Annotated in this window: 22 protein-coding genes; 15 read left to right on the top strand and 7 right to left on the bottom strand. The window is 61.3% G+C overall.

Translation table 11 applies throughout. The annotated features are described in order from the left end of the window. Nucleotides 1–54: 54 nt before the first annotated feature. Nucleotides 55–276, bottom strand: coding sequence for a helix-turn-helix transcriptional regulator (locus AC1RRJ_RS03740; protein WP_493120367.1), 222 nt, complete (start codon nucleotides 274–276; stop codon nucleotides 55–57). Between the two features lie 552 nt (nucleotides 277–828). On the opposite strand from AC1RRJ_RS03740, the gene AC1RRJ_RS03745 reads away from it, so the two are divergent. The 5 genes from AC1RRJ_RS03745 (at nucleotide 829) to AC1RRJ_RS03765 (ending at nucleotide 4125) form a co-directional block, all read left to right on the top strand. After that, complete coding sequence (locus AC1RRJ_RS03745) at nucleotides 829–1722, top strand: ArdC family protein (RefSeq protein WP_493120368.1); 894 nt, start codon at nucleotides 829–831, stop codon at nucleotides 1720–1722. Further along, nucleotides 1719–1967, top strand: coding sequence for a sigma factor-like helix-turn-helix DNA-binding protein (locus AC1RRJ_RS03750; RefSeq protein WP_493120369.1), 249 nt, complete (start codon nucleotides 1719–1721; stop codon nucleotides 1965–1967). The genes AC1RRJ_RS03745 and AC1RRJ_RS03750 overlap by 4 nt, the downstream gene beginning before the upstream one ends. A 60-nt stretch (nucleotides 1968–2027) precedes the next feature. Beyond that, the gene (locus AC1RRJ_RS03755) at nucleotides 2028–2963 is read left to right on the top strand and encodes a HEPN domain-containing protein (protein WP_493120698.1); all 936 of its coding nucleotides are present in this window, start codon (nucleotides 2028–2030) and stop codon (nucleotides 2961–2963) included. Between the two features lie 95 nt (nucleotides 2964–3058). Next, on the top strand, nucleotides 3059–3484 hold the full coding sequence (locus tag AC1RRJ_RS03760; protein WP_493120699.1) for a Ros/MucR family transcriptional regulator: 426 nt from the start codon (nucleotides 3059–3061) through the stop codon (nucleotides 3482–3484). Nucleotides 3485–3567: 83 nt separating this feature from the next. Next, nucleotides 3568–4125, top strand: coding sequence for a lipocalin family protein (locus tag AC1RRJ_RS03765; protein WP_493120370.1), 558 nt, complete (start codon nucleotides 3568–3570; stop codon nucleotides 4123–4125). Here the strand turns inward: AC1RRJ_RS03765 and AC1RRJ_RS03770 are convergent. Both AC1RRJ_RS03770 and AC1RRJ_RS03775 read right to left on the bottom strand, forming a co-directional pair. Continuing rightward, nucleotides 4112–4462 (bottom strand): conjugal transfer protein TraD, encoded by a 351-nt coding sequence (locus AC1RRJ_RS03770; RefSeq protein WP_493120371.1) that lies wholly within the window; start codon nucleotides 4460–4462, stop codon nucleotides 4112–4114. The two genes, AC1RRJ_RS03765 and AC1RRJ_RS03770, sit on opposite strands and share 14 nt — an antisense overlap. Continuing rightward, on the bottom strand, nucleotides 4359–4685 hold the full coding sequence (locus AC1RRJ_RS03775; RefSeq protein WP_493120372.1) for a conjugal transfer protein TraD: 327 nt from the start codon (nucleotides 4683–4685) through the stop codon (nucleotides 4359–4361). Before AC1RRJ_RS03775 ends, AC1RRJ_RS03770 begins: the two co-directional genes overlap by 104 nt. A gap of 169 nt (nucleotides 4686–4854) precedes the next feature. On the opposite strand from AC1RRJ_RS03775, the gene traA reads away from it, so the two are divergent. The 5 genes from traA to AC1RRJ_RS03800 all read left to right on the top strand — a co-directional run bounded on the left by traA (nucleotide 4855) and on the right by AC1RRJ_RS03800 (nucleotide 13226). Further along, nucleotides 4855–7731: a Ti-type conjugative transfer relaxase TraA gene (gene traA / locus AC1RRJ_RS03780; RefSeq protein ID WP_493120373.1), complete on the top strand. Its 2877-nt coding sequence runs from the start codon at nucleotides 4855–4857 to the stop codon at nucleotides 7729–7731. Nucleotides 7732–7824: 93 nt separating this feature from the next. Beyond that, the gene (locus tag AC1RRJ_RS03785) at nucleotides 7825–9198 is read left to right on the top strand and encodes a transposase (RefSeq protein WP_493120374.1); all 1374 of its coding nucleotides are present in this window, start codon (nucleotides 7825–7827) and stop codon (nucleotides 9196–9198) included. A 374-nt stretch (nucleotides 9199–9572) separates the two neighbouring features. Beyond that, nucleotides 9573–10823, top strand: a complete 1251-nt coding sequence (locus AC1RRJ_RS03790; RefSeq protein WP_493120375.1) for an ABC-three component system protein — start codon at nucleotides 9573–9575, stop codon at nucleotides 10821–10823. Further along, nucleotides 10816–11331, top strand: coding sequence for an ABC-three component system middle component 5 (locus AC1RRJ_RS03795; RefSeq protein WP_493120376.1), 516 nt, complete (start codon nucleotides 10816–10818; stop codon nucleotides 11329–11331). The genes AC1RRJ_RS03790 and AC1RRJ_RS03795 overlap by 8 nt, the downstream gene beginning before the upstream one ends. After that, entirely contained in the window at nucleotides 11328–13226 is a 1899-nt protein-coding gene (locus AC1RRJ_RS03800) for an AAA family ATPase (protein ID WP_493120377.1), read from the top strand. Before AC1RRJ_RS03795 ends, AC1RRJ_RS03800 begins: the two co-directional genes overlap by 4 nt. A gap of 504 nt (nucleotides 13227–13730) precedes the next feature. Here AC1RRJ_RS03800 and AC1RRJ_RS03805 read toward each other — a convergent pair. Continuing rightward, nucleotides 13731–13913: a hypothetical protein gene (locus AC1RRJ_RS03805; protein ID WP_493120378.1), complete on the bottom strand. Its 183-nt coding sequence runs from the start codon at nucleotides 13911–13913 to the stop codon at nucleotides 13731–13733. 638 nt (nucleotides 13914–14551) lie between these two features. On the opposite strand from AC1RRJ_RS03805, the gene AC1RRJ_RS03810 reads away from it, so the two are divergent. Then, nucleotides 14552–15751 (top strand): glycoside hydrolase family 6 protein, encoded by a 1200-nt coding sequence (locus AC1RRJ_RS03810; protein WP_493120379.1) that lies wholly within the window; start codon nucleotides 14552–14554, stop codon nucleotides 15749–15751. A gap of 28 nt (nucleotides 15752–15779) precedes the next feature. Here the strand turns inward: AC1RRJ_RS03810 and AC1RRJ_RS03815 are convergent, their stop codons facing one another. Further along, nucleotides 15780–16802 carry a LacI family DNA-binding transcriptional regulator gene (locus AC1RRJ_RS03815; RefSeq protein ID WP_493120700.1) on the bottom strand — a complete coding sequence of 341 codons (1023 nt, stop codon included), beginning with the start codon at nucleotides 16800–16802 and terminating at the stop codon, nucleotides 15780–15782. Between the two features lie 152 nt (nucleotides 16803–16954). On the opposite strand from AC1RRJ_RS03815, the gene AC1RRJ_RS03820 reads away from it, so the two are divergent. From AC1RRJ_RS03820 to AC1RRJ_RS03830, 3 genes are all read left to right on the top strand, one after another. Beyond that, the gene (locus AC1RRJ_RS03820) at nucleotides 16955–19465 is read left to right on the top strand and encodes a glycoside hydrolase family 3 N-terminal domain-containing protein (RefSeq protein WP_493120380.1); all 2511 of its coding nucleotides are present in this window, start codon (nucleotides 16955–16957) and stop codon (nucleotides 19463–19465) included. Nucleotides 19466–19487: 22 nt separating this feature from the next. Continuing rightward, a complete protein-coding gene (locus AC1RRJ_RS03825; protein WP_493120381.1) occupies nucleotides 19488–22121 on the top strand; it encodes a TonB-dependent receptor in 2634 nt (877 codons plus the stop codon). A gap of 224 nt (nucleotides 22122–22345) precedes the next feature. Continuing rightward, nucleotides 22346–23434 carry an MFS transporter gene (locus AC1RRJ_RS03830; RefSeq protein ID WP_493120701.1) on the top strand — a complete coding sequence of 363 codons (1089 nt, stop codon included), beginning with the start codon at nucleotides 22346–22348 and terminating at the stop codon, nucleotides 23432–23434. 503 nt (nucleotides 23435–23937) lie between these two features. Here the strand turns inward: AC1RRJ_RS03830 and AC1RRJ_RS03835 are convergent. Next, the gene (locus AC1RRJ_RS03835; RefSeq protein WP_493120382.1) at nucleotides 23938–24630 is read right to left on the bottom strand and encodes a GNAT family N-acetyltransferase; all 693 of its coding nucleotides are present in this window, start codon (nucleotides 24628–24630) and stop codon (nucleotides 23938–23940) included. Between AC1RRJ_RS03835 and AC1RRJ_RS03840 the strand changes: the two genes are divergently transcribed. Beyond that, on the top strand, nucleotides 24613–25005 hold the full coding sequence (locus AC1RRJ_RS03840) for a VOC family protein (protein WP_493120383.1): 393 nt from the start codon (nucleotides 24613–24615) through the stop codon (nucleotides 25003–25005). The genes AC1RRJ_RS03835 and AC1RRJ_RS03840 overlap by 18 nt on opposite strands. A 317-nt stretch (nucleotides 25006–25322) precedes the next feature. On the opposite strand, the gene AC1RRJ_RS03845 is transcribed toward AC1RRJ_RS03840, so the two are convergent. After that, nucleotides 25323–26132 (bottom strand): undecaprenyl-diphosphate phosphatase, encoded by an 810-nt coding sequence (locus AC1RRJ_RS03845; protein WP_493120384.1) that lies wholly within the window; start codon nucleotides 26130–26132, stop codon nucleotides 25323–25325. Nucleotides 26133–26198 lie beyond the last annotated feature (66 nt).

The following is a 26198-nucleotide window of genomic DNA, read 5'->3' on the forward strand; positions in this document are numbered from 1 at the left end:
GGGCTTCCACCCCGCGCCGCCTCGGCGGCGCGGGGGCTTTGCCATGTTCGGCCTTCAGACCGGATCGCGGTCGAGATCGGCGATGGTGAACGAGGCCGGATTGCGCAGCCATATTTCAACCTCGCACGTGCGCCAGCCGCAGCGGCGATTGGCGACCTTATGCTGCGGCGGGAAGGTCCCGGCGGTGATCTTGCGATAGAGAGTAGCGCGGCTCAGACTGGTCAGATCGAGGACTTCATCAAGGCGCATGAGGCGAAGTGCGGATTGGAATGCCATGCTATTCTACTCCATCTGTTGAACGAATTTGCGTCGACGCGAGATAGAGAAAGGCATGACGAAGCCCGCCGTCAATGCCGCAGAAAACCGCGATATTTGACGTTACGCGCTGGCGTCAGGCTGTAGGCATCCGCCGGTGTCCATGGCGAACTCTCGGCGTTCGCAGTGCGGGTTGAGCTATTTTTTCTCATCGCGTCTCGCCGACAGGCTCTCCCCGCCAAATGAGGCCGTCGGGCGACGGCCGCGTCCGCAAATGACGCGCCGTGATCGGCGCGGGCGTTGTCCGATTCGCGAGTTGGGAAAGCGCCGCTGGCGCGCATGCGGTCGCCGCAGCGCGGCGGCGTGGGTCTCCCGGCGCGTCGGGGGCAGAGGGTGGGCGTCACTCGGCTCTAGCCCCGCCCGGCCGGGCCGCAACCCGCGTGCCGCGGGTCCTCCACGATGTTCCGGTCCTGCGGATGCAGCCCGCCCGATGACGCGGGTCTGCCGGCTCCTTCCTGCCGCCCACCCCGCCCCCTTCCGGGCCGGGGTGCGGTGGCTGGAAGGAGAAAGGATATGGTCAAGGAAAGGATCGAACGGGCGAGCCTCTATTCGGAGGTCACGAACCGGATCATCGCGGAGCTGGAAGATGGGCGGCTGCCTTGGGTGCAGCCGTGGGACAGTGCGGCGTGCGGCTGCACCATGCCGCAGAATGCGGGAACGGCGCGGCGCTATTCGGGGATCAATGTTCTGATCCTCTGGGCCGAGGTGGTCGCCAAGGGCTATGGGTCGCAGCGTTGGCTGACCTACCGGCAGGCCGAGGCGGCGGGCGGCAATGTCCGGCGCGGTGAGAAAGGCACGGTCATTTGCTACGCCGACCGGTTCACGCCCAAGGCCGAAGCCGAGGCCGCGCGCGGCGAAGACCGCGATGCCCGGCAGGTCGCTTTCCTCAAGCGCTTTGTGGTGTTCAATATCGATCAGTGCGAAGGCCTGCCTGAAGATTATATCGCACCGATAGTCAGCCCCGACCCGGCGCTCGCCATCGCCGAGGCCGATGCGTTGATCCAAACGAGCGGAGCAAAGTTCAACATCGGGGGCGACGAGGCTTTTTACAGTCCGGGCCATGACTTTGTGCAGGTGCCGCCGCAGGCGGCGTTTCACGAACCGATCAACTGGTATCGCACCGCGCTCCACGAGCTGGGTCATTGGACCGGCCATGGTAGCAGGCTGGACCGCGACCAGAGGGGCGGGTTCGGATCGGAGGCCTATGCGAAGGAAGAGCTTGTTGCCGAAATGGCAGCGGCATTCACTTGCGCCTCGCTTGGGATCGCACCGACCGTGCGGCATTCGGACTATATCGCGTCTTGGCTGTCGGTGCTGCAGGGCGATGACAAGGCGATCTTTCGTGCCGCGAGCCAAGCCAGCAAGGCGAGTGATTTCCTCCTCGCCTTTGCGGGAGACGATCAATGAGCGCCCGCATGTCACGCGAGGACCGGCTTCGTCTTTGGCGCGCCGAGCGCGCGGTGGACCGGATGCACGGTATGGACCGCAAGATCTTTCTCGCGATCCGGGTCGACGAGATGAGCTATTCGCAAATCGCCGCCCGCTTCGACATCAGCGTCGCCGATGTCGAAGCCCATTTCGCGGCCAGCCTTCGCATCCTTATGAAAGCCATGGATGAAAAGGATCCATGGTGGTGGAAATATTGGCCGTAAGGACGGCCTATCGGCCCGATGACACTTGCCATCGGGCCGATGCAATTACAGGGTAAGACCATGCGCACCGACCTCGATCATCTTCCGGCGAACAAGCAGCGCGAACTTGAGCGCGTGAAGCAGATCATCTTTGAAGAATTTGCCGACAGCATCGCGCTGGCGACAATGAACTGGAAGAAGAAGGGCCGGATCGACAAGATCATCCTTTACGGCAGCTATGCGCGCGGCGGTTGGGTCGATGAGCCGCACACGGCGAAGGGCTATCGATCCGACTTCGATCTGCTCATTATCGTCAGCGACAAAAGGCTTACCGACAAGGTTGATTATTGGCTGAAGGTCGAGGATCGGCTCAACCGCGAGCTGGTGATCGACAAGACGCTGCACACGCCGGTGAACTTTATCGTCCACACCCTTTCGGAGGTGAACGACGGATTAGCGCACGGGCGCTATTTCTTCATGGATATCGCGAAGGACGGCATCGCGCTTTACGAATTTGACGACAAGGAATTGCACAAACCGAAGCCGAAGACGCCCGAGCAGGCGCTCGACATGGCTCAGGAATATTTTGACGAGTGGATTCCCAGCGCGGCGAGTTTCGTAAAGGGGTACCGCTTCTACATGGAAGAACGCGACTGGAAGAAAGCTGCCTTCCTACTGCATCAGGGCACAGAAAGTTTGTATCACGGCGTTCTTCTAGTCTGCACCTTCTACACGCCGCATGTGCACAATCTCGGCTTTCTTCGTACCCAAGCCGAGCGCATCGACATGCGCCTCGTCGATGCTTGGCCGCGCGAATTGAAAGCGGATCGCAAGCACTTTGAGAAGCTCAAAGAAGCCTATGTGAAGGCGCGCTATTCAAAGCATTACCGGATCACCGAGGAGGAATTGCGCTGGCTCGGGGATCGTGTCGAAGAACTCGGCCGCGCCGTGCATGCCATTTGTTCGGAACGGCTCGACCAACTTCGCCGCACGGCGGGACGACTGCCGCCTGAATAGGGCTACGTTATTTGTCCGGAACGACGTGGCGTGTTAGGGGCGCAGCCTTCATTCTCGCCTTGCCTCCGAAAGGAAATGACGTGGAAGATTCCGAAATGCTGGTCACCCTGACCGCGGATATTGTTGCAGCCCATGTCAGCAACAACAGCGTCGCGATATCAGACATCCCGCTCGTCATCCGCTCGGTGCACGAAGCGCTGGCGGGCTTGGCCACACCATCGGAACCCGAGCCTGAGCCGCAACAGCCTGCCGTTTCGGTTCGCTCGTCGGTAAAGCCCGACTATATCGTCTGCCTCGAAGACGGCAAAAAGCTCACCATGATGCGCCGATACCTGATGAGCAAATTCGGCATGACGCCCGACGATTATCGCGCGAAGTGGAACCTGCCGAAGGACTATCCGATGGTGGCGCCGAACTATTCGGAACGTCGGCGCGAGCTTGCCAAGGAAATCGGACTCGGTGCTAAAGGACGTGGCGGCGGTCGCAAGCCTAATGCGCGCGGCCGCGCGAAAGCGAAGTAGCTCCTTCGTTGCCGCGCCATTGGCGCGGCAACGAAACTTGCCATCGCGCGTAAGACCGTGGACCAATTTTCCACGGAGCTATCATGAAGAAACCCGTTCTTGCCGCTGGCGCTGCGACCGCCGTAGCCGCGCCGCTCGCCTATCTTCTCTGGAAATATTATCCGCGTCCCGGACCCGTCGGTAACTATTCGGTGCCGGACCCGGCGAAGGCTGTCGACCTGCGACGCTACATGGGTCTGTGGCACGAACAATTTCGCTATGACTCCTCGTTCGAGGAAGGGCTCGAAGCCGTCACGGCGGACTATTCGCTGAACCGCGACGGCACCGTGCGCGTCGTCAATCAGGGCCGCAAGGGCGGACCCGATGGCAAGCTGCGCAAATCGGTTGGCAAGGCGAAAGTCGAGGACAAGGCGACGAATGCCAAATTGAGGGTATCCTTCTTCGGCCCGTTCTTTGGCAATTATTGGGTGCTCGACCATTGCGACGATTATCAATGGTCGATCGTGGGCGAGCCGTCGGGCCGCTATCTCTGGGTGCTAACGCGCGATGCCAAGCCCGGCGTCGAAATGCTGAACGACCTCGAGGCGCGCGTTCGCGCGCTTGGCTACAATTGGTCGTTGGTCCACTTCACCCAGCACTGATCGCGTCAGTGCTTCTGACATCCGCAAACGCGCGCCGCCCCCGGCGGCGCCAGATCAGTATTTGCTGATCGCGGGCTTCGCCGCGCAGCTTCGCTGCGGCCTCGACGAGCAGGCCGAGAATGGCGGCACGATCATCGCCGGTCAGTTCGATCAGATCGGCCTTCGTGATCAGGCCGCCCAGCTCGATTAGCTGGCGCGTGCGCTCGCGGCGCTTAACCTGCCATGCCCGCGTGTCATGGCGCGCCCGCTTCGCCTGAAGGCGGTTGCGGGTCTGCGTCGTTCGTCGGAGCGCCGCCCACGTGCCGGCGAGCGCCCGTGCGAGTGCTGGCGCCGTCATCGCGAAAGAAGGCCGCGCCGCTTTTGCGCCACGCCTCCTTTCGCGCAGCGTCGGCGCCGACGAGTTCGATCAACGCGCCCGCGAGCTGTTCGATTGAAAGGCCATCGGCGCCGGTCGCGACGACCAGCTCGCCGAGCTGTCCTTGCTTCTTCGTCTTGAGCGCCTTGGCCTTGTCGGTGAGGGCCTGGAGTTCGGCGTCGAAATCACGGGGTTTGCGCATCATCTGTCCTTCCGTTTGTGTCGGGTGGACAGCTCAGCTATCGCGAGTCTCATCGCCGTTCAAGCAGCTGAAATCTCTTGCGACTTTGTGATCCCGAGTGCGATGAAATCGTGTGAGGGCGCGCTTATACGTCGTGCCGACGTGCTCGTTTTGCTGTAAATGGTATGCCGCTATGGCGATCTACCATTTCTCGGCAAAAGTCATTTCGCGGGCAGTAGGCTCATCCGCTGTCGCCGCTGCAGCCTATCGGTCGGCCTCGCGGCTGCACGATGAGCGGCTTGGCCGCAGCCACGACTTCTCGAACAAGGCGGGCGTCGTTCACAGCGAAGTGTTGCTGCCGGATGGTGCGGACGAACGGTGGCGCGGCCGCGAACGGCTTTGGAATGATGTCGAGGCCGTCGAGCTTCGCAAGGATGCGCAGCTCGCCCGCGAAATCGAGTTCGCCATTCCCCGCGAGATGACGCAGGAGCAGGGCGTCGAGCTTGCGCGCGACTTCGTGGCCCGCGAGTTTGTCGAGCGCGGCATGGTCGCCGATCTCAATGTCCATTGGGATGTCGGCGCCGACGGGCTCGCAAAACCCCACGCGCATGTCATGCTGACGATGCGCAAGATCAGTATCGACAGGGACGGCGAAGTCAGCTTCGGCGCTAAGGTCCGCGACTGGAACCGCACCGAGCTTCTCACCCATTGGCGCGAAACCTGGGCGGCCCATGTCAACGAACGGCTCGCCGCGCTCGACATCGACGCGCGCGTTGATCACCGGACCTTGGAGGCGCAGGGGATCGACCTCGAACCACAGCACAAGATCGGCCCGGCGGCATCGCGCATGGCGGCGCAGGGGCTCGATTGCGACCGGGCCGGCGAGCATCGGGAGATCGCGCGGTCCAACGGCGCGAAGCTGCTTGCCTGCCCATCGATCGCGCTCGACGCGATCACCCACCACCAGGCGACGTTCACGACCCGTGACCTTGCCATGTTCGTCCACCGCCACAGCGACGGCAAGGAGCAATACGACGCGGTGATGTCGGCGGTGAAAGCGTCGCCCGAGCTGATCGCGCTCGGCAAGGACGGGCGGGGCGAGGACCGGTTCACATCGCGCGCGATGATCGAGACCGAGCAGCGGCTGGAACGCGCGACCGTGACGCTCGATGCCCGCCGCAATCATGGCGTCGCCGACCGTCATCGCGAGCTTGCCCTGAACCGCGCGCGACAGCGCGGCCTCGACCTGTCGGTCGAGCAGCGCGGCGCGCTTGAACATGTGACCGGCGCACGCGGGATCGGCAATGTCATCGGCTATGCCGGGACAGGGAAGAGCGCGATGCTCGGCGTCGCGCGCGATGCGTGGGAGGCGGCAGGCTATCAGGTGCAAGGCGCGGCGCTGTCGGGCATCGCCGCGGACGGGCTCGAACAGGGCTCGGGCATCGCATCGCGCACGCTCGCGAGCCTTGAACATCAATGGGCGCAGGATCGCGAACGTCTCACCGACAGGCATGTCCTCGTCATCGACGAGGCTGGAATGATCGGGACGCGTCAGTTGGAGCGCGTCGTCGGCGAAGCCGAGAAGCGCGGCGCCAAGGTTGTGCTGGTCGGCGACCCCGAGCAGTTGCAGGCGATCGAGGCGGGCGCGGCGTTCCGCGCGACCGCCGAGCGGCACGGCGCGGTCGAGATCATGGACATCCGCCGCCAGCACGAAGAATGGCAGCGGCTCGCGACGCGTTGGCTCGCGACCGGGCGGACCGATGAAGCGCTCGCGGCTTATGAGCAGACCGGCCATGTTCATGCCGCGGCGACACGCGAAGACGCACGCGATGGCCTCATCGACCGGTGGGACCGCGAACGCATGGCACGGCCCGGCGATAGCCGTATCATTCTCACCCACACCAACGACGAGGTGCAGGCGCTCAATATGGCAGCGCGTTCAAGAATGCGCGATGCCGGCGCGCTCGGTGACGATGTCGCGCTCAAGGTCGAGCGCGGCAACCGCATGTTCGCTGCCGGCGACCGCATCATGTTCCTGAAGAACGAGCGCGGTCTTGGCGTAAAGAATGGCTCGCTCGGGACGGTGCGTCAGGTCGATGCGCTTCGGATGGCGGTGCTGCTCGACGATGGGCGCAACGTCGCGTTCGACCTCAAGCATTATGCCCATGTCGATCATGGCTATGCGGCGACGATCCATAAGGCGCAGGGGATGACGGTCGATCGCGCCCATGTGCTCGCGACGCCGGGGCTCGACCGGCATGCGACCTATGTGGCGCTGTCGCGGCACCGGGACCGGGTCGACCTTCACTATGGCCGCGACGATTTTGCCGACCGGTCAAAACTCGTCCGCGCCCTCAGCCGCGAGCGCGGCAAGGACATGGCGAGCGATTACCGCGAACGGCCCACGGCGCCGTCGCCGCAACCGAAGCGGCGCGACATGTTCGCCGGACTGAAACTCCGCCCAGCTCCCGAGCCGGTGAAGGCGCCACCGCCGCCGAAAGCAGAACCGAGGCTCGATCCTGCGAGCCCGGCGCTGGGCGCCGCGGTGACGCGCCACGCCGGCATCGTCCGCGAACTGCTGTTCGCGCAGTCGATCGGCGAGCCGGTGACGCCTGCGCAGAAGGCGTTGCTCGCGGAAAGCCGGGGAGTGCTCGACACGTTGCAGCCGCAGGGTTCCCTGCATCTTGAAAGGGCGTTCGCGGCCGACCGGTCACACATATCCGAGGCGGTCAACGGGCGGACGCAGGCGGCGATCCGGGCGATGCAACTCGAAGCCGACATGGCCAAGGACCCCACGCTTCGGGCAGATGTGTTCGTGCAGCGGTGGCAGGCGCTCGACCGGCAGCGGCGGCATCTGCTCGGAAACTATGAAGAAAACCGAGCCTCCAAGGTCGCAGACCGAATGATCGGGATGGCGAAGAGTCTCGAACGCGACCCGCAGGTCGAGAGCATCCTGCGCAACCGCAAGCAGCAACTTGGGTTGCCGGCGGTCGAGGAGCGCAGTGTCGGGCAGGCCCTTGCGGAGATGATGGGGCGAGGTCGCAACAGAGGACTCGGGATCGGGATGTGACGTGGCGGCTTTGCGCCCTATTCTGTTGAAAAACTCCTGCTTGCAGTGAAGCGCGGGGAATGATTCAGTTGCCTTGTTATCGGGAGACAGCTGATGATGGGCGAACGAACGGTGATGCAGGAGGCGCTGTTCTACAGCTTCAGCCTTGAGGATCATGTGCCGGCGGACCACCTGCTGCGCTCGATCGATCGGTTCGTGGATCTCGGCGGTCTACGCGAGCATCTACGCCCCTATTACAGCGAGACGGGCCGGCCATCGATCGATCCGGAGCTGATGATCCGGATGCTGATCATCGGCTATTGCATGGGGATCCGTTCGGAGCGGCGGCTGTGCGAAGAGGTGCACCTGAACCTGGCGTATCGCTGGTTCTGCCGGCTCGGGCTCGATGGTGCGGTGCCCGATCACTCGACCTTCTCGAAGAACCGGCATGGCCGCTTCCGTGACAGCGATCTGCTTCGCGAGCTGTTCGAGATGACGGTGTCGCGCTGCATGTCGGAAGGCCTGGTCGGTGGCGAAGGCTTTGCCGTCGACGCGAGCCTGATCCGGGCCGATGTATATCGTCGGCGATCTGTGCCCGGGGACGAAGGCCTGCCGCCCGATGTGACGGGCCGCGCCGTTCGCGAATATCTGGAGGTGCTGGACGATGCGGCGTTCGGCGGTTCAACGCCTGTGCAGCCGAAGCGGATCGCGCTGACCGATCCGGCCTCTCGCTGGACGGCCGCTACGCGCGAGCGGGCCTTTTACGCCTACAGCACCAATTATCTGATCGACCTCGATCATGCGGTGATCGTCGATGTCGAGGCGACGACCTCCGTGCGGCAGGCCGAAGTGACAGCGCAGCGCAGGATGATCGACCGGACACAGGAGCGCTTCGGCATCTGGCCGCATCGGCTTGTAGCGGACGCAGCCTATGGTTCCGCCGCGAACCTGGCTTGGCTGGTGGAAGAGAAAGGCATCGAGCCGCATATCCCGGTGTTCGAAAAATCCGGTCGCGATGACGGTAGCTTCGAGCGAGCCGACTTCATCTATGACCATGACGACGACAGCTATACCTGCCCGGGTGGCAACCGCTTGCGGCGTTCCAATCGCAACTTCAGTACGCCGCGAACCAGGATCGATAAGGACGGCTCCATCCGCTACCGCGCGCGTCAGCACGACTGCGAAGGCTGTGCCCTAAAGCCGCAATGCACGCCCAATGCGCCCGCCCGCAAAATTACGCGTTCGATCCACGAAGGCGCGCGCGACATGGCCCGCGATATCGCGACAACCGACGCCTATCTTGTGTCGAGCAGAGAGCGGAAGAAGGTCGAAATGCTGTTCGCCCACCTCAAGCGCATCCTGAAACTCGACCGCTTGCGCCTGCGCGGTCCCAATGGTGCCCGGGACGAGTTCCACCTCGCCGCCGCAGCCCAAAACCTCCGGAAAATGGCAAAGATCTTCCCGATCCAGCACCTCGCCACCGCCTGATCAAGGTGGGAAGGCCGTTCGCCTCCCGTCCGCTTCCACCCTCCGCAGCGTGCCGGGCGACTTCTTCAACAGAATACGCCCGATGTCGGCCGTTCGGCCCGACGTTAGGCACTGCTGAAAGCAGACCTTTAACATTGCTTCCGCGTTGATCGCTGCGAGCCTAATCTCTGTCGTTGCAATAACGCCCAAGCGTCGCCCAAAAACCGACTATGGCTGACGCCTCAGCAGCGTAAAATCTAAGTTTATGGCGATAGACAAATGGAGTGAAATTGCGATCGGCGTTCGCGATTTAAGACGTCGATGGACCAGTTAGTACGCTATTTGGTTCTTGACCGAAGAAGAATAGCTGACAATGAGTTTGGCAAGAGGGGGATATGTCGACACAAAAGATTGCGCAAATTCACGCGGGCAGTGGATCGGAGCAGCGTGGGCAACGCGAATCCTCGGCGCTGGATGTCGTTTTCGTTCATGGTCTGGGGGGGGAACGATATTCCACGTGGACCAACAGCAAGGACGAGTTGTGGCCAGCGTGGCTCGCGGCAGATTTTCCAAACTGCAGAATTTTCACTGCTGGGTACGAGTCGGGCGCATTTGGCAGCCTGAAGAAGGGCGCCGGTGCGACGATACAAGATCTTGCAGGCAGTTTGGCCGATGAACTGGCTAGCATGACCCCGCCTAGTGGTCGGCTGTTGCTAATTTCGCATAGCCTCGGCGGCTTGGTTGCGAAGCAAATGCTCCGGCGCTGCAAGGATTCTGCCAACAGCGCCTTCGTCCAGGTTGGTCGAGCGACCAGTGGCCTTATATTCCTTGGAACGCCGCATGCTGGTGCTCAACTCAGCAACTCTCTCGATTGCATTATCAAGAACTGCAAGAGCAGTCAGACGCAGCAGCTTTCATATGGCGAAAGTGCACTGATCGATTTGAACGAATTCTTTCGTAATCACGTTGCATCTGCTGGGATAAAAGTCGGGGTATATTATGAGACCCAGAAGACTTGGGGCATGATGGTCGTGGACCGTGTCACCTCCAATCCCAACGTGCTTGGCGCGGAACCGATTGCGGTAGAGGCGGACCATATCGGGATATGCAAGCCGGAAGGCAGGGATTCCAAACTTTACGCATCAATCTGCCGGATGGTGCGCGAGCTGATGGAAGAGCGCTCCGTTGGACACGGCGGTGGTGGGACCGAGGAGTCGGAAGATAGCAGGTCGCGACACGCCGATACATTAAGCGAGTATGGCTATTTTACCGCTGTCGCTGACGATGATCGCCGTTCCCTTGAACAAAAACTAAATGATGCGGGCCGCAGTTATCAAGTCCGACAGGCTGAGCGCGCGAAGGAGCGCTTTGCAATGGCACTCCAGCGAAACATCGCTCAGCCGTCCGCGGTGGCCCGGTATACGCGTTTGATGAGTGACGTTGAAAGCCGATATAGCCGACATGTCGCAAGGGTGATCGCGGAAGGAGCTAGCACAGAGGAGATTGATTCCGCCATCCAAACCACCGTCGTCGATCCTTGCGCGCAAGCTCATTCGGCAGCAGACTATCAGATGCCCGCAACAATGGTCGATGGAGCCCTCTACTATTTAGCCGGAAATTGCCATTTGGCGTTCGACGATGAGTGATTTCCGTGTCTGGCATCCATCTCGAGATGCTTATCATTGTTGTTTTAGGTTGGTGCGTCTGTTGGTGGAGCAAGCGGATGCCTTGTCCATCGAGCGGCTCCGGATCCTTGATATGTTCCTCCTTTATCCGGCTTTGCTGCATCGCGTGCGCTTATCCGGTGATATCAAACGACAGGTCCGTGAGATCGAAATCGCGAAACCCGAAAGGACTTTTGTTAGGCTTCCGAGCCTCCCCTCGGTTTGGCAGGATCTCCGGATTTACCAGTCTACCGCGCTCAAGCATTTGGCTGGTCGTGGAATGCTAAAGCGCGAAGCTTTACTCGACCGGCACGCCAGCCTCGACGAGGCGCAGGTGCCGCAAGAGGTTATGAAGCGAGCACTTGAAGCAAATTCGGAGCAGATTGATTTGATGATCGTTTTGATTGGAAGTTTTTCGGGGTTCGCGGATGGCGGTGTAGACGGGCTTGCACAACGTACGCATCTGCCTGCGCGAGGGCCGGTCCTGTGAGCGCCTCGTTGCGCCTCGACCGCATGTTGGTCACGCGCGGAAGCCATGTACTCTATGACGAGGCATTTCACGCCGGCGTTAATATTGTTCATGGAAGTAACGGCTCGGGCAAATCAACATTGGCCGATTTCATCTTCTTCGGATTGGGAGGCGACCTGAGGGATTGGCGTGAGTCGGCTGAACGCGCCGAAGCCGTGACTCTCGGCATCACGACGCCCGCCGGTCCCGTTACGCTTCGACGCTACCCATCGACGGACGCTATGCGTCCAATGGAATTATTCTTTGGCTCTTTCGACTCGGCGCTCAACGGGCCAAAATCGCAGTGGCAAACACTCTCATATAAGCGCCCGGACCGCGGTTATAGCTTTAGCCAGGTCCTATTTCGCGCCATTGGCTTGCCGGAAGCTGTCAGCGACGGCGCAAGCAACATTACGATGCACCAAGTTTTGCGACTGCTGTACATTGATCAGCTCACTCCAGTTCAACGCATTTTTCGCGCGGAAAATTTCGATACTTGGCAAACGCGCTTGGCAGTGGGCGACATGCTTTCTGGCGTAGGAGGTTACGATCTCTTTGACCGGCAACTCGATCTTCGCGAAACCAAAAAGAGATTTGACGAAGCCAAACGCGATTATACCAGCTTGGTCGCGGTAGCGTCCGGTTATGGTGAGAACATTCTCTCGGAATATATTAATACCGATATCCAGCGCCTGACCGACGAAAGATCGCAGCTTCTTTCCAAGGTGGCGGACTTGAGCACCGATACGGTCGCTTATGATGGTGAGCTGGACGAAATCAAGCGCGTACGGTCCGAAGCCGTGAAGGTGCAGAAGCGCGCGAAACGCGATGCCGAGCGGCTAGAAGAAGAAATCGAGATTCTAGACAGCGAGGCTTCGGACGCGGAAACTTTCATTGAACATCTTCAGCGATCGATCGCTGACTTCGATGTTGCGACGGTTATGTTTTCAGCCCTAGGCCGATTGGATTTTGAATTTTGTCCGGCCTGCTTCGCCCCCATATCAGAGAAGGCCATTGCGCATTGTCAGTTGTGCGATACGCCGCGGGTCGATGATGAGGATGATTCCCGCGCACTGGCCGTGAAACTCGATCTTCAGATGCAATTGCGAGAATCGGAAGCTCTTCAAGCTGACCGTCAACTGGAACTGTCCTCCAAGAAGGCGCTTCTTCGACAAGCCCGCGTTACGCTTCGCCGCGCCGACGCGTCACTAGCCGTTACAGAGTCTGGAGGGGTGACAGGCAGAGAGGCCGCTGTAGCCGATTTAAGTCGCAAAATTGGCTTTATCGATAGCGAATTGGAGGTTCTCCAGCGCAGGCTGGAACTCGCGAAACGCGTGGCGGACGCGTCAATTCGCAAAGAGGATTTGAATGCTCGCATCACAGCACTCGTATCTGAAATCGAAGCGCTTGAGCGATCTCAGGCGGAACGTAAGCAAAGGGCATATTCCGCTATTTCGCGGGAAAGTAAAAACTTCCTCGACCAGGATCTAGCGGAACACAGCGATTTTGGTTCCGTCACCCATGTGGGATTTAGCTTTCCCGACGATTGGGTCGCTATAAACGGAGAAAAAAATAGAGCCCGAAGCGCGAGCGGCATGGTTGTCCTAAAAAATAGCTTTGCAGCAGCTATGTTTAAGGCTTCTCTGCTTGACCAAAAATTTAATCTCCCCCGCTGGATGCTCTTCGACAATATTGAAGACAAGGGGATGGTCGAGAGTCGATCTCACAATTTTCAGAGGCTCTTGGTGAATATGTCGCAATCGACGGCCATTCCTCACCAGCTGATCTTCACCACATCTATGCTCGCTCCAGAGCTTGAGGAAAGCAAATACGTTGTGGGGCCCCGCTACTCCAGCCAACAAAAGACGCTCCGCTGATTCTTTTAGTTCGAGCCCCAATGCCTCGAGATGTGGGATATATTTCAGGACGCGGTCGATTGCGCGATCGACCCCGCGGGCGTTCTTCTGACATGAAAATGATGTCTGCTAGCGAAGTTGCAGACAAAAATTTCAAGTCCGTAGTTGGCCGCTTTGGGTAGCTGCGCTCGAAGGCGCCGGCATCGAACTGCTTGGCGAGTATTCGTCGAGCGTCGGGGCGGGACGGGGCGTGGCGTGCGACTGCGTGAAGCGGCCGACGCCGATCCCAAGGCGCCCGGTCGCGCGCTTCTGTCTGCCAAATTTCCAAGCAGGCCCGCAATTCGGTGAAGACCGAGGCCTATACGCCGAAGCTCTTTACGGTCTTTCGCGAGGGATAGAAGAGGCTGCGACATCCTGCTGGTCGATGGCTTCGACACGGACGGACAGCCTGCGCAGCTCTGCTCTTCGGAATTCTATCGTGACTGCCATTCGCGGCTGGACCCTGGCGGCATTCTCGTCGTCAATCTATGCGATGATCACTGGAAGCACCGCTCCATTCTGTCTCGCATAGGGGAATATTTCGAATGCACGATCGACCTCCCCATGAAAATGGGGATGAACCGGATCATATTCGCATTCAGGGATGGGCGACTTCCCTTGGATCATGTCGCGCTTTTGCAGTCCGCCCGCAATCTCGATCGCGACCATCCGATGTCCTTTGCGCTTTTGGCGAACGAAATATCGGACCGGATCAAATCGCGTGATGACGGGCTCATCGATAGCAACGAGGGCAACTTTGATAAATCGCAGTCGCTGTCGCTCGCGTCGCTATGGTCGGCAGGCTGAAAGTGAGCAGCTGTCGCTGACAGAGCCCTATATTTTGATCTGAATGGCCGTCTTGAGCGCGCCGCATTTTCCGCACGAGGTTCTGGCGCGGTCATATTCTTCGCGACGCCCGAGTTCGCGTGTCACGACATTGGCCTGACTTCGAACCGACAGGTTAAGTCGATCGGTGATGCATTCGTCGCAGATAGACCTGCCGCACAGGCTTTCTATCAGTTGCTCGATCTGTCCGGCTATTGTCATTCGGCGTGGCATGCGTCTGTCATACTCGCGGCGGCGGCACGAAGAAAGAGGCGGGGCGCTGCGCATACTGGCGGAAGTGCGCAATTTTCACATCCTCAGGTTTGTAAGAGCCGCCGTGATGTCGAGCGCGACGATTGTATATTCGGTGTTTTCCAATCGGCTTGTCCGGGGTGGCCGTGTGATCTAACCGTCTGTGGCGCAGTATATCCGTGAACCCGCTGCTCCATGCCAGCGGCAGGCCCAAGCGTCGAGGAGCATGAATGAGGCATTCTTTGATTGCAGTTTCGCTCGCATCTCTCCTTCTCGAGCCGGCCTCTGCGGCCATCGCTCAGGACCCGGCTCTGTTCGTCGACGCGCGAAGCACGACCATCGAAGCGGCCGAAAAGTTGCAGGATGAGGCAAAACGGGATGCGCTCCGGCTTTCGAAAATTCCTTCGGCATCCTGGTTCGCTTACGGTACGCCCGGCCTCGTAGAGGCGAAGGTGCGGGACGTCGTGAACCGGGCTGCGGCCGGAGCACGACTTCCCGTGCTCGTTGCCTATAATATTCCCTATCGGGACTGTGCCCTCTATTCCGCAGGCGGTGCCGCTGACGGCCGCGCCTACCTCGAATGGATTCGAGGTCTCGCAGCCGGGATCGGCGAGCGGCCGGCGATAGTGATTCTCGAGCCGGACGGGCTCGGTGTCATTCCCTGGCATCGGACGCTCGGCGGCGATGTCGAGGCTTGTCGACCGGAAGGCCAGGACGAAGCCGCCGCGGAGCGACGTTACGAAGAGCTGCGAGCGGCTGTCGCGATCCTTTCCGCGTTGCCCAAGGCGCAGGTCTATCTGGATGGAACCGGAAGCAGCTGGCTCGCTCCGGGCGAAATCACAAGCCGTCTCGTCAGGGCCAGCGTAGCCGAGGCGTCGGGCTTCTTCCTCAACGTTTCCAATTTCGAAAGCGACGAACGTGTCGTCCCTTACGCCCGTTGGGTCAGCGACTGCATCGCGCTCGTCACGCGCGGAGGCCTCGATCCGCGCGAGTGTCCCAGCCAGTACAGCCCGGCGATGTTCGATGATCACAACAGCTGGAAGGCGACCGATGCGGCCTATGATCGCCTGTTTGCGCAAAGCGGCCTCAAACGTGAGCCGTCGCGGCAAAAGCGCGCTGTGATCGATACCAGTCGCAATGGCCAGGGATCATGGAAGCCGCCGGCCGGCAAGTATCGGGACCCCGAAGTCTGGTGTAATCCCCCCGGGCGCGGGCTTGGGCGGCGTCCGACGCTCGAGAGCGGCGACCCGTATGTCGATGCCTTCCTGTGGATCAAGGTCCCCGGAGAATCCGATGGCGAGTGTCTTCGTGGTACGGCCGGGCCGGCGGATCCCGAGCGCAACGTAAACGCGCCGCCCGCCGGTTCCTGGTTTCCGGAGCAGGCGCGAGAGTTGATCGAATTTGCGTATCCGGAACTGCAGCCGGACTGAGCGGTAAGCCGGCGGCGGCCCGGCTCCTTTATTCAGAAGGCGGAGCGGTCGACGCGCGCACGAGAAGTTCATGCGGGTGGTCGCGTCGGCGCGGCAGGACGGCGTCTGTCTCGCCATCGAGTGCGGCGAGGAGCCTGTTCGCAGCATCCCATGCCATTTCGCGCACCGGCTGATGTACGGTGGTGAGCTGCGGCCAGGCGGTGCGCGATACCTCCGAATTGTCGAAACCCGCGACCGAAAGGTCGCCGGGAACCGCGAGGCCGAGATCGCGGGCCGCCGCGATCGCCGCGACCGCCATGTCGTCGTTCTGGGCGAGGATGGCGGTGGGGCGGGGCGCGCGGGCGAGCAGATCGCGTGCGACCTGGTAACCCACATCATAGGTGAAATCGCCGGTAACGACGCAGGTCTCGTCGATCGAAATGCCGGCTTCTCCGAAAGCCTGTCGATAGCCCCCCATTCGCCCCCTGCTCGCCGCATGTGAGGGGTCGCCGAGAATGATGCCGACGCGCCGGTGCCCGAGCGACAATATATGCGCGGCAACGGTATGGCCTGCGGCGACCTCATCCATTGCGACGACGATACCGCGATCGAGATCGCTGTGGGGCGTGATCCGGGCGTAGGGAAGCTTCTGCCGCTCGAGGATGTCGAGCAGCCCGGACTGGTCGCAGGCGGGCGGTGCGAGCAGCACGCCATCGAGCCCTGCGCGAAGCAGGAGCCTGCCGAGCTCGTCGGGCCTGCTCGCGACATGATTGAATGGGAGGACGATGAGCCGGTAGCGACCGGTCTCGAGGCGGCCGAGCGCGCCGTTCTGCAATTCCACGACATAGCTCGGGCTCGGGCGCTCGTAGGTCAGGCCGATCAGATAGGAACGGCGCGCGATGAGGCTCTGCGCGGCGAGGTTGGGATGATAATCGAGCGCCGCGGCGGCCTCCTTGACCTTGCGGCGCACCGTTTCGCTGACATGCGGGGCATCGTTGAGCGCGCGCGACACCGTCTTGGGTGTGACGCCTGCGACACGCGCAATATCAACGATCGTGGTTCGCTTCGAAATTGTCCCATCCGATCAGCTGGATAGTGATTTCCAGTCCCCCGGTTTTTCGAGGATCGTTCGTCTCTTAGCGCCTCTATTGACTTGTGTCGATCATCGACAGTAAACGTTGACCGAGAATCGGTAAACGTTGACATAAAAAATGGGGAGGGGAAATGAACTTGCCGCGCGGGGCCGTCATGGCGCTTGGAGCGACGTCGCTGGTGGCGCTCGCCTCTCCCTATCTTGTCGAATTTGCTGCGGCGCAGACGTCGGTCGCCCAGGTGAGTGCCGAGGCCAGGCCCGAAAACTGGCCCGCGCGCACAGCGACGGTCATTCAGGATCCTGCCATCGAGCGGCGGGTCGACGAGCTGCTTTCCGCCATGTCTCTCGAGCAGAAGGTCGGGCAGGTCATTCAGGCTGATATTGGCAGCGCCACCCCCGACGATGTCTATCGTTATCATCTGGGGTCCGTGCTCAATGGTGGCAATTCGGATCCGGGCGGGCGCTACAACGCGCCGGCGAAGGATTGGCTGGCCGCTGCCGACGCTTTCTACGCCGCATCGATGAAGCCCCATGGCAAGCTGCCCCGCATCCCGGTGATCTGGGGAAGCGACGCGGTCCACGGCCATAACAATGTCGTCGGCGCGACGCTGTTTCCGCACAATATCGGGCTCGGGGCGGCGCGGAACCCCGATCTCGTGCGGCGCATCGGCGCCGCGACCGCGATCGAGATGCGGGTCACCGGGCTCGACTGGACCTTTGCCCCGACGCTCGCCGTCGTGCGCGACGATCGCTGGGGCCGCACCTATGAGGGCTTTGGCGAGACGCCCGAAATCGCGACGAGCTATGCCGCGCCGCTGATCGAGGGTCTGCAGGGCAAGATCGGCGACAAGGACTGGCTGCGCGGGCCGCATATCATTGCCACCGCCAAGCATTTCCTCGGCGATGGCGGAACCAGCGGCGGCAAGGACCAGGGTGACGCCCAGATGCCCGAGGCGCAATTGCGCGACCTGTTCAGCCCGCCCTATCTCCCCGCGCTCGACGCGGGCGTCCAGTCGGTGATGGTCAGCTTCTCGAGCTGGAACGGCGTCAAGATGCACGGCAATCATTCGCTGCTGACCGGTGTGATGAAGGAACGCTGGAATTTCGACGGCTTCCTCGTCGGTGACTGGAATGGCCATGGTCAGGTCGCGGGCTGCTCGGTCACCGACTGCCCGCAATCGGCGATCGCCGGGCTCGACATGTATATGGCGCCTGACAGCTGGAAGGAGCTGTACCGCACGACGCTGGCGCATGCGAAAGATGGAACGCTGCCGGCGGGGCGGCTCGACGATGCGGTGCGGCGTATCCTGCGGGTGAAGGTCCGTGCGGGACTGTTCGAGGCGGGCAAGCCGTCGTCGCGGCCCTATGGCGGGCAACTCGATCTGCTCGGCGGCAAAGACCATCGTGCGCTGGCGCGCGAGGCGGTGCGTGAATCGCTCGTTCTGCTCAAAAATGCTGGTGGGTTGCTGCCGCTCAAGGCGGGTGGCCGCATATTGGTCGCCGGTGACGGCGCCGACAATCTGACCAAGCAGACGGGCGGCTGGACATTGAGCTGGCAGGGCACCGGAACGAAGCGCAGCGACTTTCCCAATGCCCAGTCGATCTGGGAAGGGATCGAGGCGGAGGTCAAGGCCGCGGGCGGCACCGCGACACTGTCGGCCGATGGCCGCTATTCGGGCAAGCCTGACACTGCGATCGTCGTGTTCGGCGAAGACCCCTATGCCGAATTCCAGGGCGATCGTCCCGACGTCGGCTATGACGATGCGAAAAATCTGGCGCTGCTGCGCTCGCTCAAGGCGGCGGGGGTGCCGACGGTCGCGGTGTTCCTGTCGGGCCGCGCGATGTGGGTCAATCCCTTCCTCAACACATCGGACGCCTTCGTGGCGGCTTGGCTTCCCGGGTCGGAAGGTGGCGGCGTCGCGGACGTGCTGTTCGGCAAGGCCGATTTTCGCGGCAAGCTGCCCTATAGCTGGCCAAAATCGAGCGACCAGACCGCGGTCAACGTTGGCGACGCGAATTACGACCCGCTCTTTGCTTACGGTTTTGGGCTGCGCTTTGCCGACAAGGGCGACCTCGCGCCGCAGCCCGAATTGCGCGCAAGCGCTGCGGCTGCTGACCCTGGAGTCTTGTTCACCGCCGGGAAGCCGGGAAGTGGACGCCGCCTGCTGCTCGGTGCTCCCGGGGCGCTTTCGACCAACCCGGGGCCTGAGCTGATCGACGCGCGCGCGGCCGACCGCACGGCGCAGGAGGATTCGGTGCGTCTCCACTGGACGGGGGCAGGGCATGCCGTTGCGGCGATCGTCCAGGACGCGCCCGTCGACCTGTCGCGCCAGACGAATGGCGATCTCGCGCTCGAACTCGAGCTCAGGGTCAACGCGGCACCGTCCGCCGACGTCAGCCTGTTGATGGGGTGCGGCGCAAGCTGTGCCGGTGGCTTTCCGGTACGCGGCCTGCTCGCCGAGGCGGCGAAGTCGGGCAAATGGACGCGCATCACGGTGCCGCTTCGCTGTTTCGAGAAGGCAGGGGTCGACATGGCGCGGGTCGAGACGCCGCTGACCCTCGCGACCGCCGGCAGTCTCGACATCACCATGTCCTCGGCGCGCATTGTCTCGCCGTCGGGGCCACAGCTTGCATGTAGATAATAGTCAAATCAGGGAGGATGATATGAACAGGGGAATTTTTACGCGTTCCGCGCTTTTGGTGCTGCTTTCCACCGTCGCCGCCATTCCGGTCCATGCGCAGGAAGCGACCGCAAGCGAGACGGCAAGCGAGGATCGCGATGATGAGATCATCGTCACGGCCAACCGTCGTGAGCAGAATATGCAGGATGTGTCGGGCGTCGTCCAGGCGCTCGGCGCCGACCAGCTACGCCGCGACGGCATCAGCGAACTGCGCCAGCTGCAGGTGGCGATCCCGGGGCTCAGCATTTCCAACCAGGAAGGCAATGTCGAGATCTTCATCCGCGGTGTCGGCTCGGCGAACAGCACCGAACTCGGCGATCCCGGCGCGGCGCCGCATCTCAACGGCACTTATATTCCGCGCCCGCGCGGTCTGGGCCTGATGTTCTATGACCTCGAACGCGTCGAGGTAAACAAGGGACCGCAAGGCACGCTCTATGGCCGCAATGCGGTTGCCGGCACGCTCAACATCATCACCGCGAAGCCGCGTCTTGGCGAATATAGCGGCTATGCGCAGGCCGAGTATGGTAATCGCTCCTCCTATGGCGCCGAGGGTGCGATCAACATCCCGCTCGGCGAGACCTTCGCGTTGCGCGCGGCGGCCTATTACATCAACCGCGACGCCGGCTTCAAAAATGTCTCGACTGGTGCGCTCGCGAGCGGGCTCAAGCCTGCTGGCCTCGAAGAAAATTATGCCGGCCGTCTGTCCCTGCTCTGGGAACCCAGCGATCGGCTCAGCATTTCGGTCGTCGGCGACTATGGCAAGGAAACCGGAACCGGCTATCCGGGCGCAAACATCTTCAACGCCGTCGTCGGAAGTGGCCTTCGCCCCGACAAGCTCAACCTCAAGCATGTCGTCTATCGCGGACTGCAGGGCGACATGGAGAATGAGCTCTGGGGCGTTCAGGGCAAGATCAACTATGATTTCGGAAGCTTTGGCGCCGAACTGACCGGCAGCTACCGCTCGGTCGACTTCAACCAGGTCAATGCATCGAGCGATGGTATCGATTTCCCCGGCCGCGACCTCTCGGCCGCTCAATATGACAATTTCTCGGGCAATTTCTGGCAGACCAAATCGAAGAGCCAGGTTTATGAGGGGCGGATTTTCGCTAACGACGATCAGCGCTTCCGCTGGAACCTCGGCGGTTTCTATTTCAATGAAGACCAGGCCGTCGGCTATCTCGCGCTCTCGGACCGGGGCTATTGCTGTTACTCCGCGACCGAGTTCACGATGCCCGAGGTCAAGGGCAAGAGCTATGCCTTCTATGCCGACGGCACCTTTGACGTCACTGATCGGCTGCGTTTCCTTGGCGGCATTCGCTACACCAACGAAAAGAAGTCGCGCTATGGCATCGGCGGCGATTGGGCGCTGACGCTTGGCGGCGAAGATTTCGCCTGCTGCTTTGCGACGCGGATCGGGACCGAGGGCTTTAAACCCAATTTGCTTGGCCGGCCCAACTTCGATGTCACCGGCATCACCACGCCGCAGGGTATGGCCCAGTTCCTGCTCGAGGGGGTCAAGACTCCTGGCCTTCGCGACACATTGCTCGCCCAGATCGGCTCGATCGCCAATGGGACCAATCCCAACGGCACCTGCATCGACCGACCCGACATCGACAATGGCTTCGTCAATTGCCCGGCCAACGCCAATGGCGGCTTCAGCTATGCGAATTTCAAGATTCCCGGCCAGCAGGTCGGTCGTTCGAAATTCAATTTCGTCGACTGGCGCGCGGGCATCGAGTTCGACGTGAGCGACGACAATATGGTCTATGCGAAGGTTTCGACCGGTCACAAATCGGGCGGCTTCAACGACAGCTTCAACGGATCGACGATCCCCGAAACCTTCAGTCCCGAGAAGCTGGTTGTCTATGAGGTCGGCAGTCGCAACAGCTTCGACGTTTTCGGCCATCCGGCGATCTTCAACGTCACCGGCTTTTATTATGATTATTCGAATCAGGTATTTCAGGACCTGACCTGCATCGGGCGGGCCGCGCCCGATCCCGCAACGCCTAATATGCCCGGCAATTGCAACAGCTACTCGCTGGTCAACCGCAACGTCGGCGCGTCGCGCATCTATGGTGCCGAAGCCGAAATGCGCTTCAAGTTGCCGGGTAATTTCGGGCTCGACCTGAACCTTGCCTATCTCGATACCAAGATCACAGAGGGCACCGTCGCGGACTCGCGGGCGCAGGACTTTGGCGCCGGGGGCAATTCACCGCTGATCAGTCTTGTCGGCAACCGTTTGCCGCTGGCGTCGAAGATGAACGTCAGCGCGCGTCTGTCGCAGTGGTTCGATGCGGGTCCGGGCCGCCTCGATTGGCAGGCGCTGCTCAGCTATCGCTCGTCCTACTTCCTCAGCCAATTCAACGAGGATGATATCGTTTTCCTGAACGGGACACGCCAAGGCGCGCTGGCGGCGGGCTTCCCCGACCGCCAGAAAGGCTATGCGACGCTCAATCTCGGAATCGGTTATACGATCGACAATTTCCGGCTCGAAGCCTGGGCGAGCAACTTCCTCAACGAGGAAGTCTCGCAGAAAGCCCTGGTCGGATCGTCGCTCAACATCCGTTTCCTGAACGACGCGCGCAGCTATGGCCTGCGAGCCCGCGTGAGCTTCTAGAAAAAGACGGAAGGCCGCCTGCGTCGCGACGCAGGCGGCCGTGACATGTTGGCCGGTCGCGCTATGCAGGACCGTCGGATGGCGACGAGCGAAGCGCCTGAGTCGGGACATGACGCATGGCAATTGAAAGCGCAGTCGAAGGAGCGGCGAGGCAGCCTATGAGCTTCCTGCTCCTCTATGCGCTCGCCTATGCGGGAGGTGTCGTCGCCTATACACCCTTCTTGGTGCTCATCCTCCCGGCGCGCGTCACCGAGCTCGCGGGTGCCGACGACATCCGCTGGCTCGGCTACATCATCTTTGCCGGAGCGGTCGCGGCAAGCGTCTCCGGCGTTCTGTCCGGGTGGCTGAGCGACCGCACACGAACCCGCCGAATATGGATCGGCACCGGGTTGGCGGCAACGATCCTGCTTCAACTGGCGATAGCGCGATGCGATACCATCGGCGGGCTCCTCGGGTTGGTCGTGGCCTGGCAATTCGCGCTCAACCTTTTGCTCGTGCCGCTCATTGCCTGGGCAGGCGATATCGTTCCCGATGGACAGAAGGGGCTGCTTGGCGGCCTGCTTTCGATCGCGCCCGCGCTGGGAGCCTGGTCGGGCATCCTGTTGCCGACCGCAGGGGGCTCGCTCGACGCAAAAATTCCGGCCATCGCGGCGACTACCGCAATGTTGGTTCTGCCCCTGCTGATATTCGGATATCCTCGACGCCTGACGCATTCACCGGGCCTGCAATATGATATCGGAGTACCTCCGTCCCGCTTTGCCCCGGCGGCGGTTCGCATGTGGGCGGCGCGTCTGCTGATGCAGGTCTCCGGCGCAGCGCTTGCAACCTATCTCTATTTTTGGCTCCGTGCCCTCGACTCCACAATGGGCGACGGCGGCAAGACGATTCTGTTTGCGAGTGGCCTTTCGACCTCGGTCGTCGTGGCCTTCGTGCTCGGTCGCTGGACAGACAGACGGGGGTATCCCTTTGTTGCCCTCGCTTGCCTTTCAGCGGTTGCGGGAGGTGCGCTCGCGGCGATGGCGATGGCTGGAACGCCCGCCGCCGCGAAGCTTGCCTATTTTCTGTTCGCGACAGCGAATGCAGCCTTCCTCGCGCTGCACTCCAGTCAGACGTTACGGGTCCTGACCGATTCCGCGCGACGGGGTCGCGGCATCGGAATTTTCAACCTCACCAACACAGTACCGTCGCTCGTGATGCCCTGGATTGCGATCTCGGTGGTTCCGGGGTTCGGTTTTGGAGCACTTTTTCTCGTCCTTGCGCTACTGGCGCTGGCAGCTACCGCGCTGCTGGCGACAATGCCGCAAGATGCATGATCTCGCTAAACCGTCGGGCTCGGATGCGCCGTGGCGAACGGCGTGACCGCTCCGTTGGCGACGGAGCCGTTGCGCCGCTGATACGCCTCGGCTTGTTGTGCCCGAGCCCTGATAATTCCGAGCGATACAGGCTGACCGAAAGCGGCGTTGCGGCGGCTAGAGACTATTGGCGTCGATCTGACGCCAATGACCCCACGCTTCCGCGCGAGAGTCTGCGATAAGGCCGCGCAACTCCTCCTCGCAGTCGCGCGTGGGGCGGCCCCGGACCTGGACGGGAAGCCCATGCATCCCTTTCTGCGATAGCTGGTTCGGACCTGCTACGCTTCCATGATTAGCTTCGGTGAACGTCCGCTTTCGCGATCTCCGAGGTGCGAGCGGACAGGCCGCTACCGGCCAAGCGCGGCGGTACGACTCCGCCGCGGCCGCACTGCAGCCACATGATGAAATGCCATCGGACGCTATTAGCAACCCGCCTGCCATATGAGGCGCTGGTGTTCGTCAAATCACAACAGCATATCCCACCGATCTAAACCCGGTCCGTAGCCGTCCTGGGTGACCTTCAAGGCTTCAAACCCAAACCGGGCGTAGAACCCCTGAGTATGCTGACTCGTATCAAGCCTGACCTGCATAACGCCAGGGATTGCTGCGGCCGAACGCAATCTCAATTCGGTGAGCGCGCGCCCAAGGCCCTTTCCTTGGAGCTGTCTATCGACCATGCCCCAGCACAGGCTGGCGGTTATGCCGTCCTCCTCGACGATCAATCCGCCGCAGCCAACGATCCGACCATCACATTCCAGTACATGGTAAGGCGGCTCCAACGCCTGCCGAGATAGGAACTGTTCGAAGTCCTGCCGCTCCGACAGTGAGAAAAAGGCGGGGACATTGCCGTCAAACAGGCCGAGGCAGGCATGCTGATCCGAGGGCATGTAAGCGCGAGCGACCACGCCGTGTTTGTTTGATGACTTAAACATGTCCAGCGGATGAGAGCTTTCCGCTACGGACGCAATATGCCATCGATGCGGGCGATCGGTTATGGGCACCAATAGCCGGTGCGCCGAGAGAAATTCTGCTTCTCCGGAGGTTCCGGCGTCATACTGTCGGCGGTTTTTTGTGTTGCTGTGATCGTGCAGACACCGCGGATCGTGGCTATCCGCGACGGCTATCGCGGGAAGGGGAGAATGGATTTGATCGACCATCTGGGGATTGGCGTTGCCGATCTGAACATGTCGAAGCAATTTTACGATGCGGCACTTGCGGCTCTGAGCATCGTCCCGATCATGGAGGTCACGCCTGCAGAAACGGGGGGATATCACGGCATCGGTTATGGCGTTGCCGGCAAGCCGTCCTTTTGGATCAGTAATGGAGCCTCCACTGGGGAGGGGGTGCACATTGCCTTCTCGGCGTCTTCACGTGCCGATATCGATGCCTTTTATGAAGCAGCCCTGACGGCTGGCGGGCGAGACAATGGCCCGCCCGGCATTCGCTCTCACTATCACCCGAATTATTATGCCGCGTTCGTCCTGGATCCTGACGGCAATAATGTGGAAGCCGTGTGCCATGCGCCCGCGTGACGCCAGCACACGGCAACAGCTCGTCTCGATACGCCCGATCTATGCCCTGGGCCGATCTGCATAGATGCGTTTTTCGCCGTATCGTCACAACTTCCCGGCCACTTCATGCGTTCCGAGTTCGCCGATTGTCGCCCGGCATCGCATCTCTTATTCACTGCCGGGCGTCAACCGTTTGCCGCGAACCGAACGGCGGAGTGGTCTATGCGACGGCTCCTGCGGTTTGTCGGTGCGCGCGCAGGGCATTCGGGGCATGTCCTTCCGGCCTCGCTAGCCATCCTCGCGCAACGCTCTGCCCGCTGAGAGACCAAGGTAGCCCCTCAGGCTGGCAGTGATAAAGCAACCAGGCCCGCCCCGCCGACCAGAATTCGCCAATAGGCAAAGGGCGCAAAGCCGTGACGCGAGACGAAAGTGAGAAGATATCGGACGACAAGCGCGCCGACGACGAATGCAGCCGCAAAGCCCACGGCAATATGCATTCCGAGGTCTGCGTCGATCAGGTGGCGGCTCTTGTAAAAATCATACCCGAAAGCGCCGATCATGATCGGCAGCGCGATGAAAAAGGTAAATTCTGCAGCCGAGCGCTTGCTGGCGCCAAACAACATCGCGCCCACGACGGTCGCGCCCGAGCGTGATACTCCGGGGATCAGCGCAATCATCTGGAACAGGCCGATAATCAACGCGAGATACCAGGGGTAGCGATAGATATCGTCATACTTCCGCTCGATCGGCATACGATCGACGGCCAGCAGGACAAGCCCGCCGAGAAGAAGGGTGAGGCATATCACGAACGGAGATTCGTAGATGACCTGCTGGATGAAATCGCGGAACAGGACCCCCGCCAGCGCGCCGGGAAAACTGGCGAGCACGACCGCTGCGGCAAAGTGCCAGGCATATGCCTTGCCGGCAAAGGCATCGCGAATGAGCGCGATCAACTTGGCGAAATAGACGGTGAGCACCGCCAGGATTGCCCCCAACTGGATGAGCACGACGAACGTCGCCGGTTGGCTGATGCCGAAGAAATGTCCCGTCAGGAGCAAATGCCCGGTCGAGGAGACCGGCAAAAACTCGGTAAGGCCCTCGAGGATTCCCAGGACCAGGGCTACAAATATGCCATGTTCGTCGTTCACAGAATTCTCTCTTTTCTCGGAATTCGGTTCGAAAGGGTCGGTCTTGCGAGACCTGGCCTGGCCGGT

The organism is Sphingopyxis sp. GW821-FHT12C06, from assembly GCF_058807415.1.

Bases quoted from the DNA above. Each gene is read 5' to 3' on its own strand.
- AC1RRJ_RS03740 (WP_493120367.1), bottom strand. From the start codon at position 276: ATGGCATTCCAATCCGCACTTCGCCTCATGCGCCTTGATGAAGTCCTC.
- AC1RRJ_RS03745 (WP_493120368.1), top strand. From the start codon at position 829: ATGGTCAAGGAAAGGATCGAACGGGCGAGCCTCTATTCGGAGGTCACG.
- AC1RRJ_RS03750 (WP_493120369.1), top strand. From the start codon at position 1,719: ATGAGCGCCCGCATGTCACGCGAGGACCGGCTTCGTCTTTGGCGCGCC.
- AC1RRJ_RS03755 (WP_493120698.1), top strand. From the start codon at position 2,028: ATGCGCACCGACCTCGATCATCTTCCGGCGAACAAGCAGCGCGAACTT.
- AC1RRJ_RS03760 (WP_493120699.1), top strand. From the start codon at position 3,059: ATGCTGGTCACCCTGACCGCGGATATTGTTGCAGCCCATGTCAGCAAC.
- AC1RRJ_RS03765 (WP_493120370.1), top strand. From the start codon at position 3,568: ATGAAGAAACCCGTTCTTGCCGCTGGCGCTGCGACCGCCGTAGCCGCG.
- AC1RRJ_RS03770 (WP_493120371.1), bottom strand. From the start codon at position 4,462: ATGACGGCGCCAGCACTCGCACGGGCGCTCGCCGGCACGTGGGCGGCG.
- AC1RRJ_RS03775 (WP_493120372.1), bottom strand. From the start codon at position 4,685: ATGATGCGCAAACCCCGTGATTTCGACGCCGAACTCCAGGCCCTCACC.
- traA (WP_493120373.1), top strand. From the start codon at position 4,855: ATGGCGATCTACCATTTCTCGGCAAAAGTCATTTCGCGGGCAGTAGGC.
- AC1RRJ_RS03785 (WP_493120374.1), top strand. From the start codon at position 7,825: ATGATGGGCGAACGAACGGTGATGCAGGAGGCGCTGTTCTACAGCTTC.
- AC1RRJ_RS03790 (WP_493120375.1), top strand. From the start codon at position 9,573: ATGTCGACACAAAAGATTGCGCAAATTCACGCGGGCAGTGGATCGGAG.
- AC1RRJ_RS03795 (WP_493120376.1), top strand. From the start codon at position 10,816: ATGAGTGATTTCCGTGTCTGGCATCCATCTCGAGATGCTTATCATTGT.
- AC1RRJ_RS03805 (WP_493120378.1), bottom strand. From the start codon at position 13,913: ATGGTCGCGATCGAGATTGCGGGCGGACTGCAAAAGCGCGACATGATC.
- AC1RRJ_RS03810 (WP_493120379.1), top strand. From the start codon at position 14,552: ATGAGGCATTCTTTGATTGCAGTTTCGCTCGCATCTCTCCTTCTCGAG.
- AC1RRJ_RS03820 (WP_493120380.1), top strand. From the start codon at position 16,955: ATGAACTTGCCGCGCGGGGCCGTCATGGCGCTTGGAGCGACGTCGCTG.
- AC1RRJ_RS03825 (WP_493120381.1), top strand. From the start codon at position 19,488: ATGAACAGGGGAATTTTTACGCGTTCCGCGCTTTTGGTGCTGCTTTCC.
- AC1RRJ_RS03840 (WP_493120383.1), top strand. From the start codon at position 24,613: ATGGATTTGATCGACCATCTGGGGATTGGCGTTGCCGATCTGAACATG.
- AC1RRJ_RS03835 (WP_493120382.1), bottom strand. From the start codon at position 24,630: ATGGTCGATCAAATCCATTCTCCCCTTCCCGCGATAGCCGTCGCGGAT.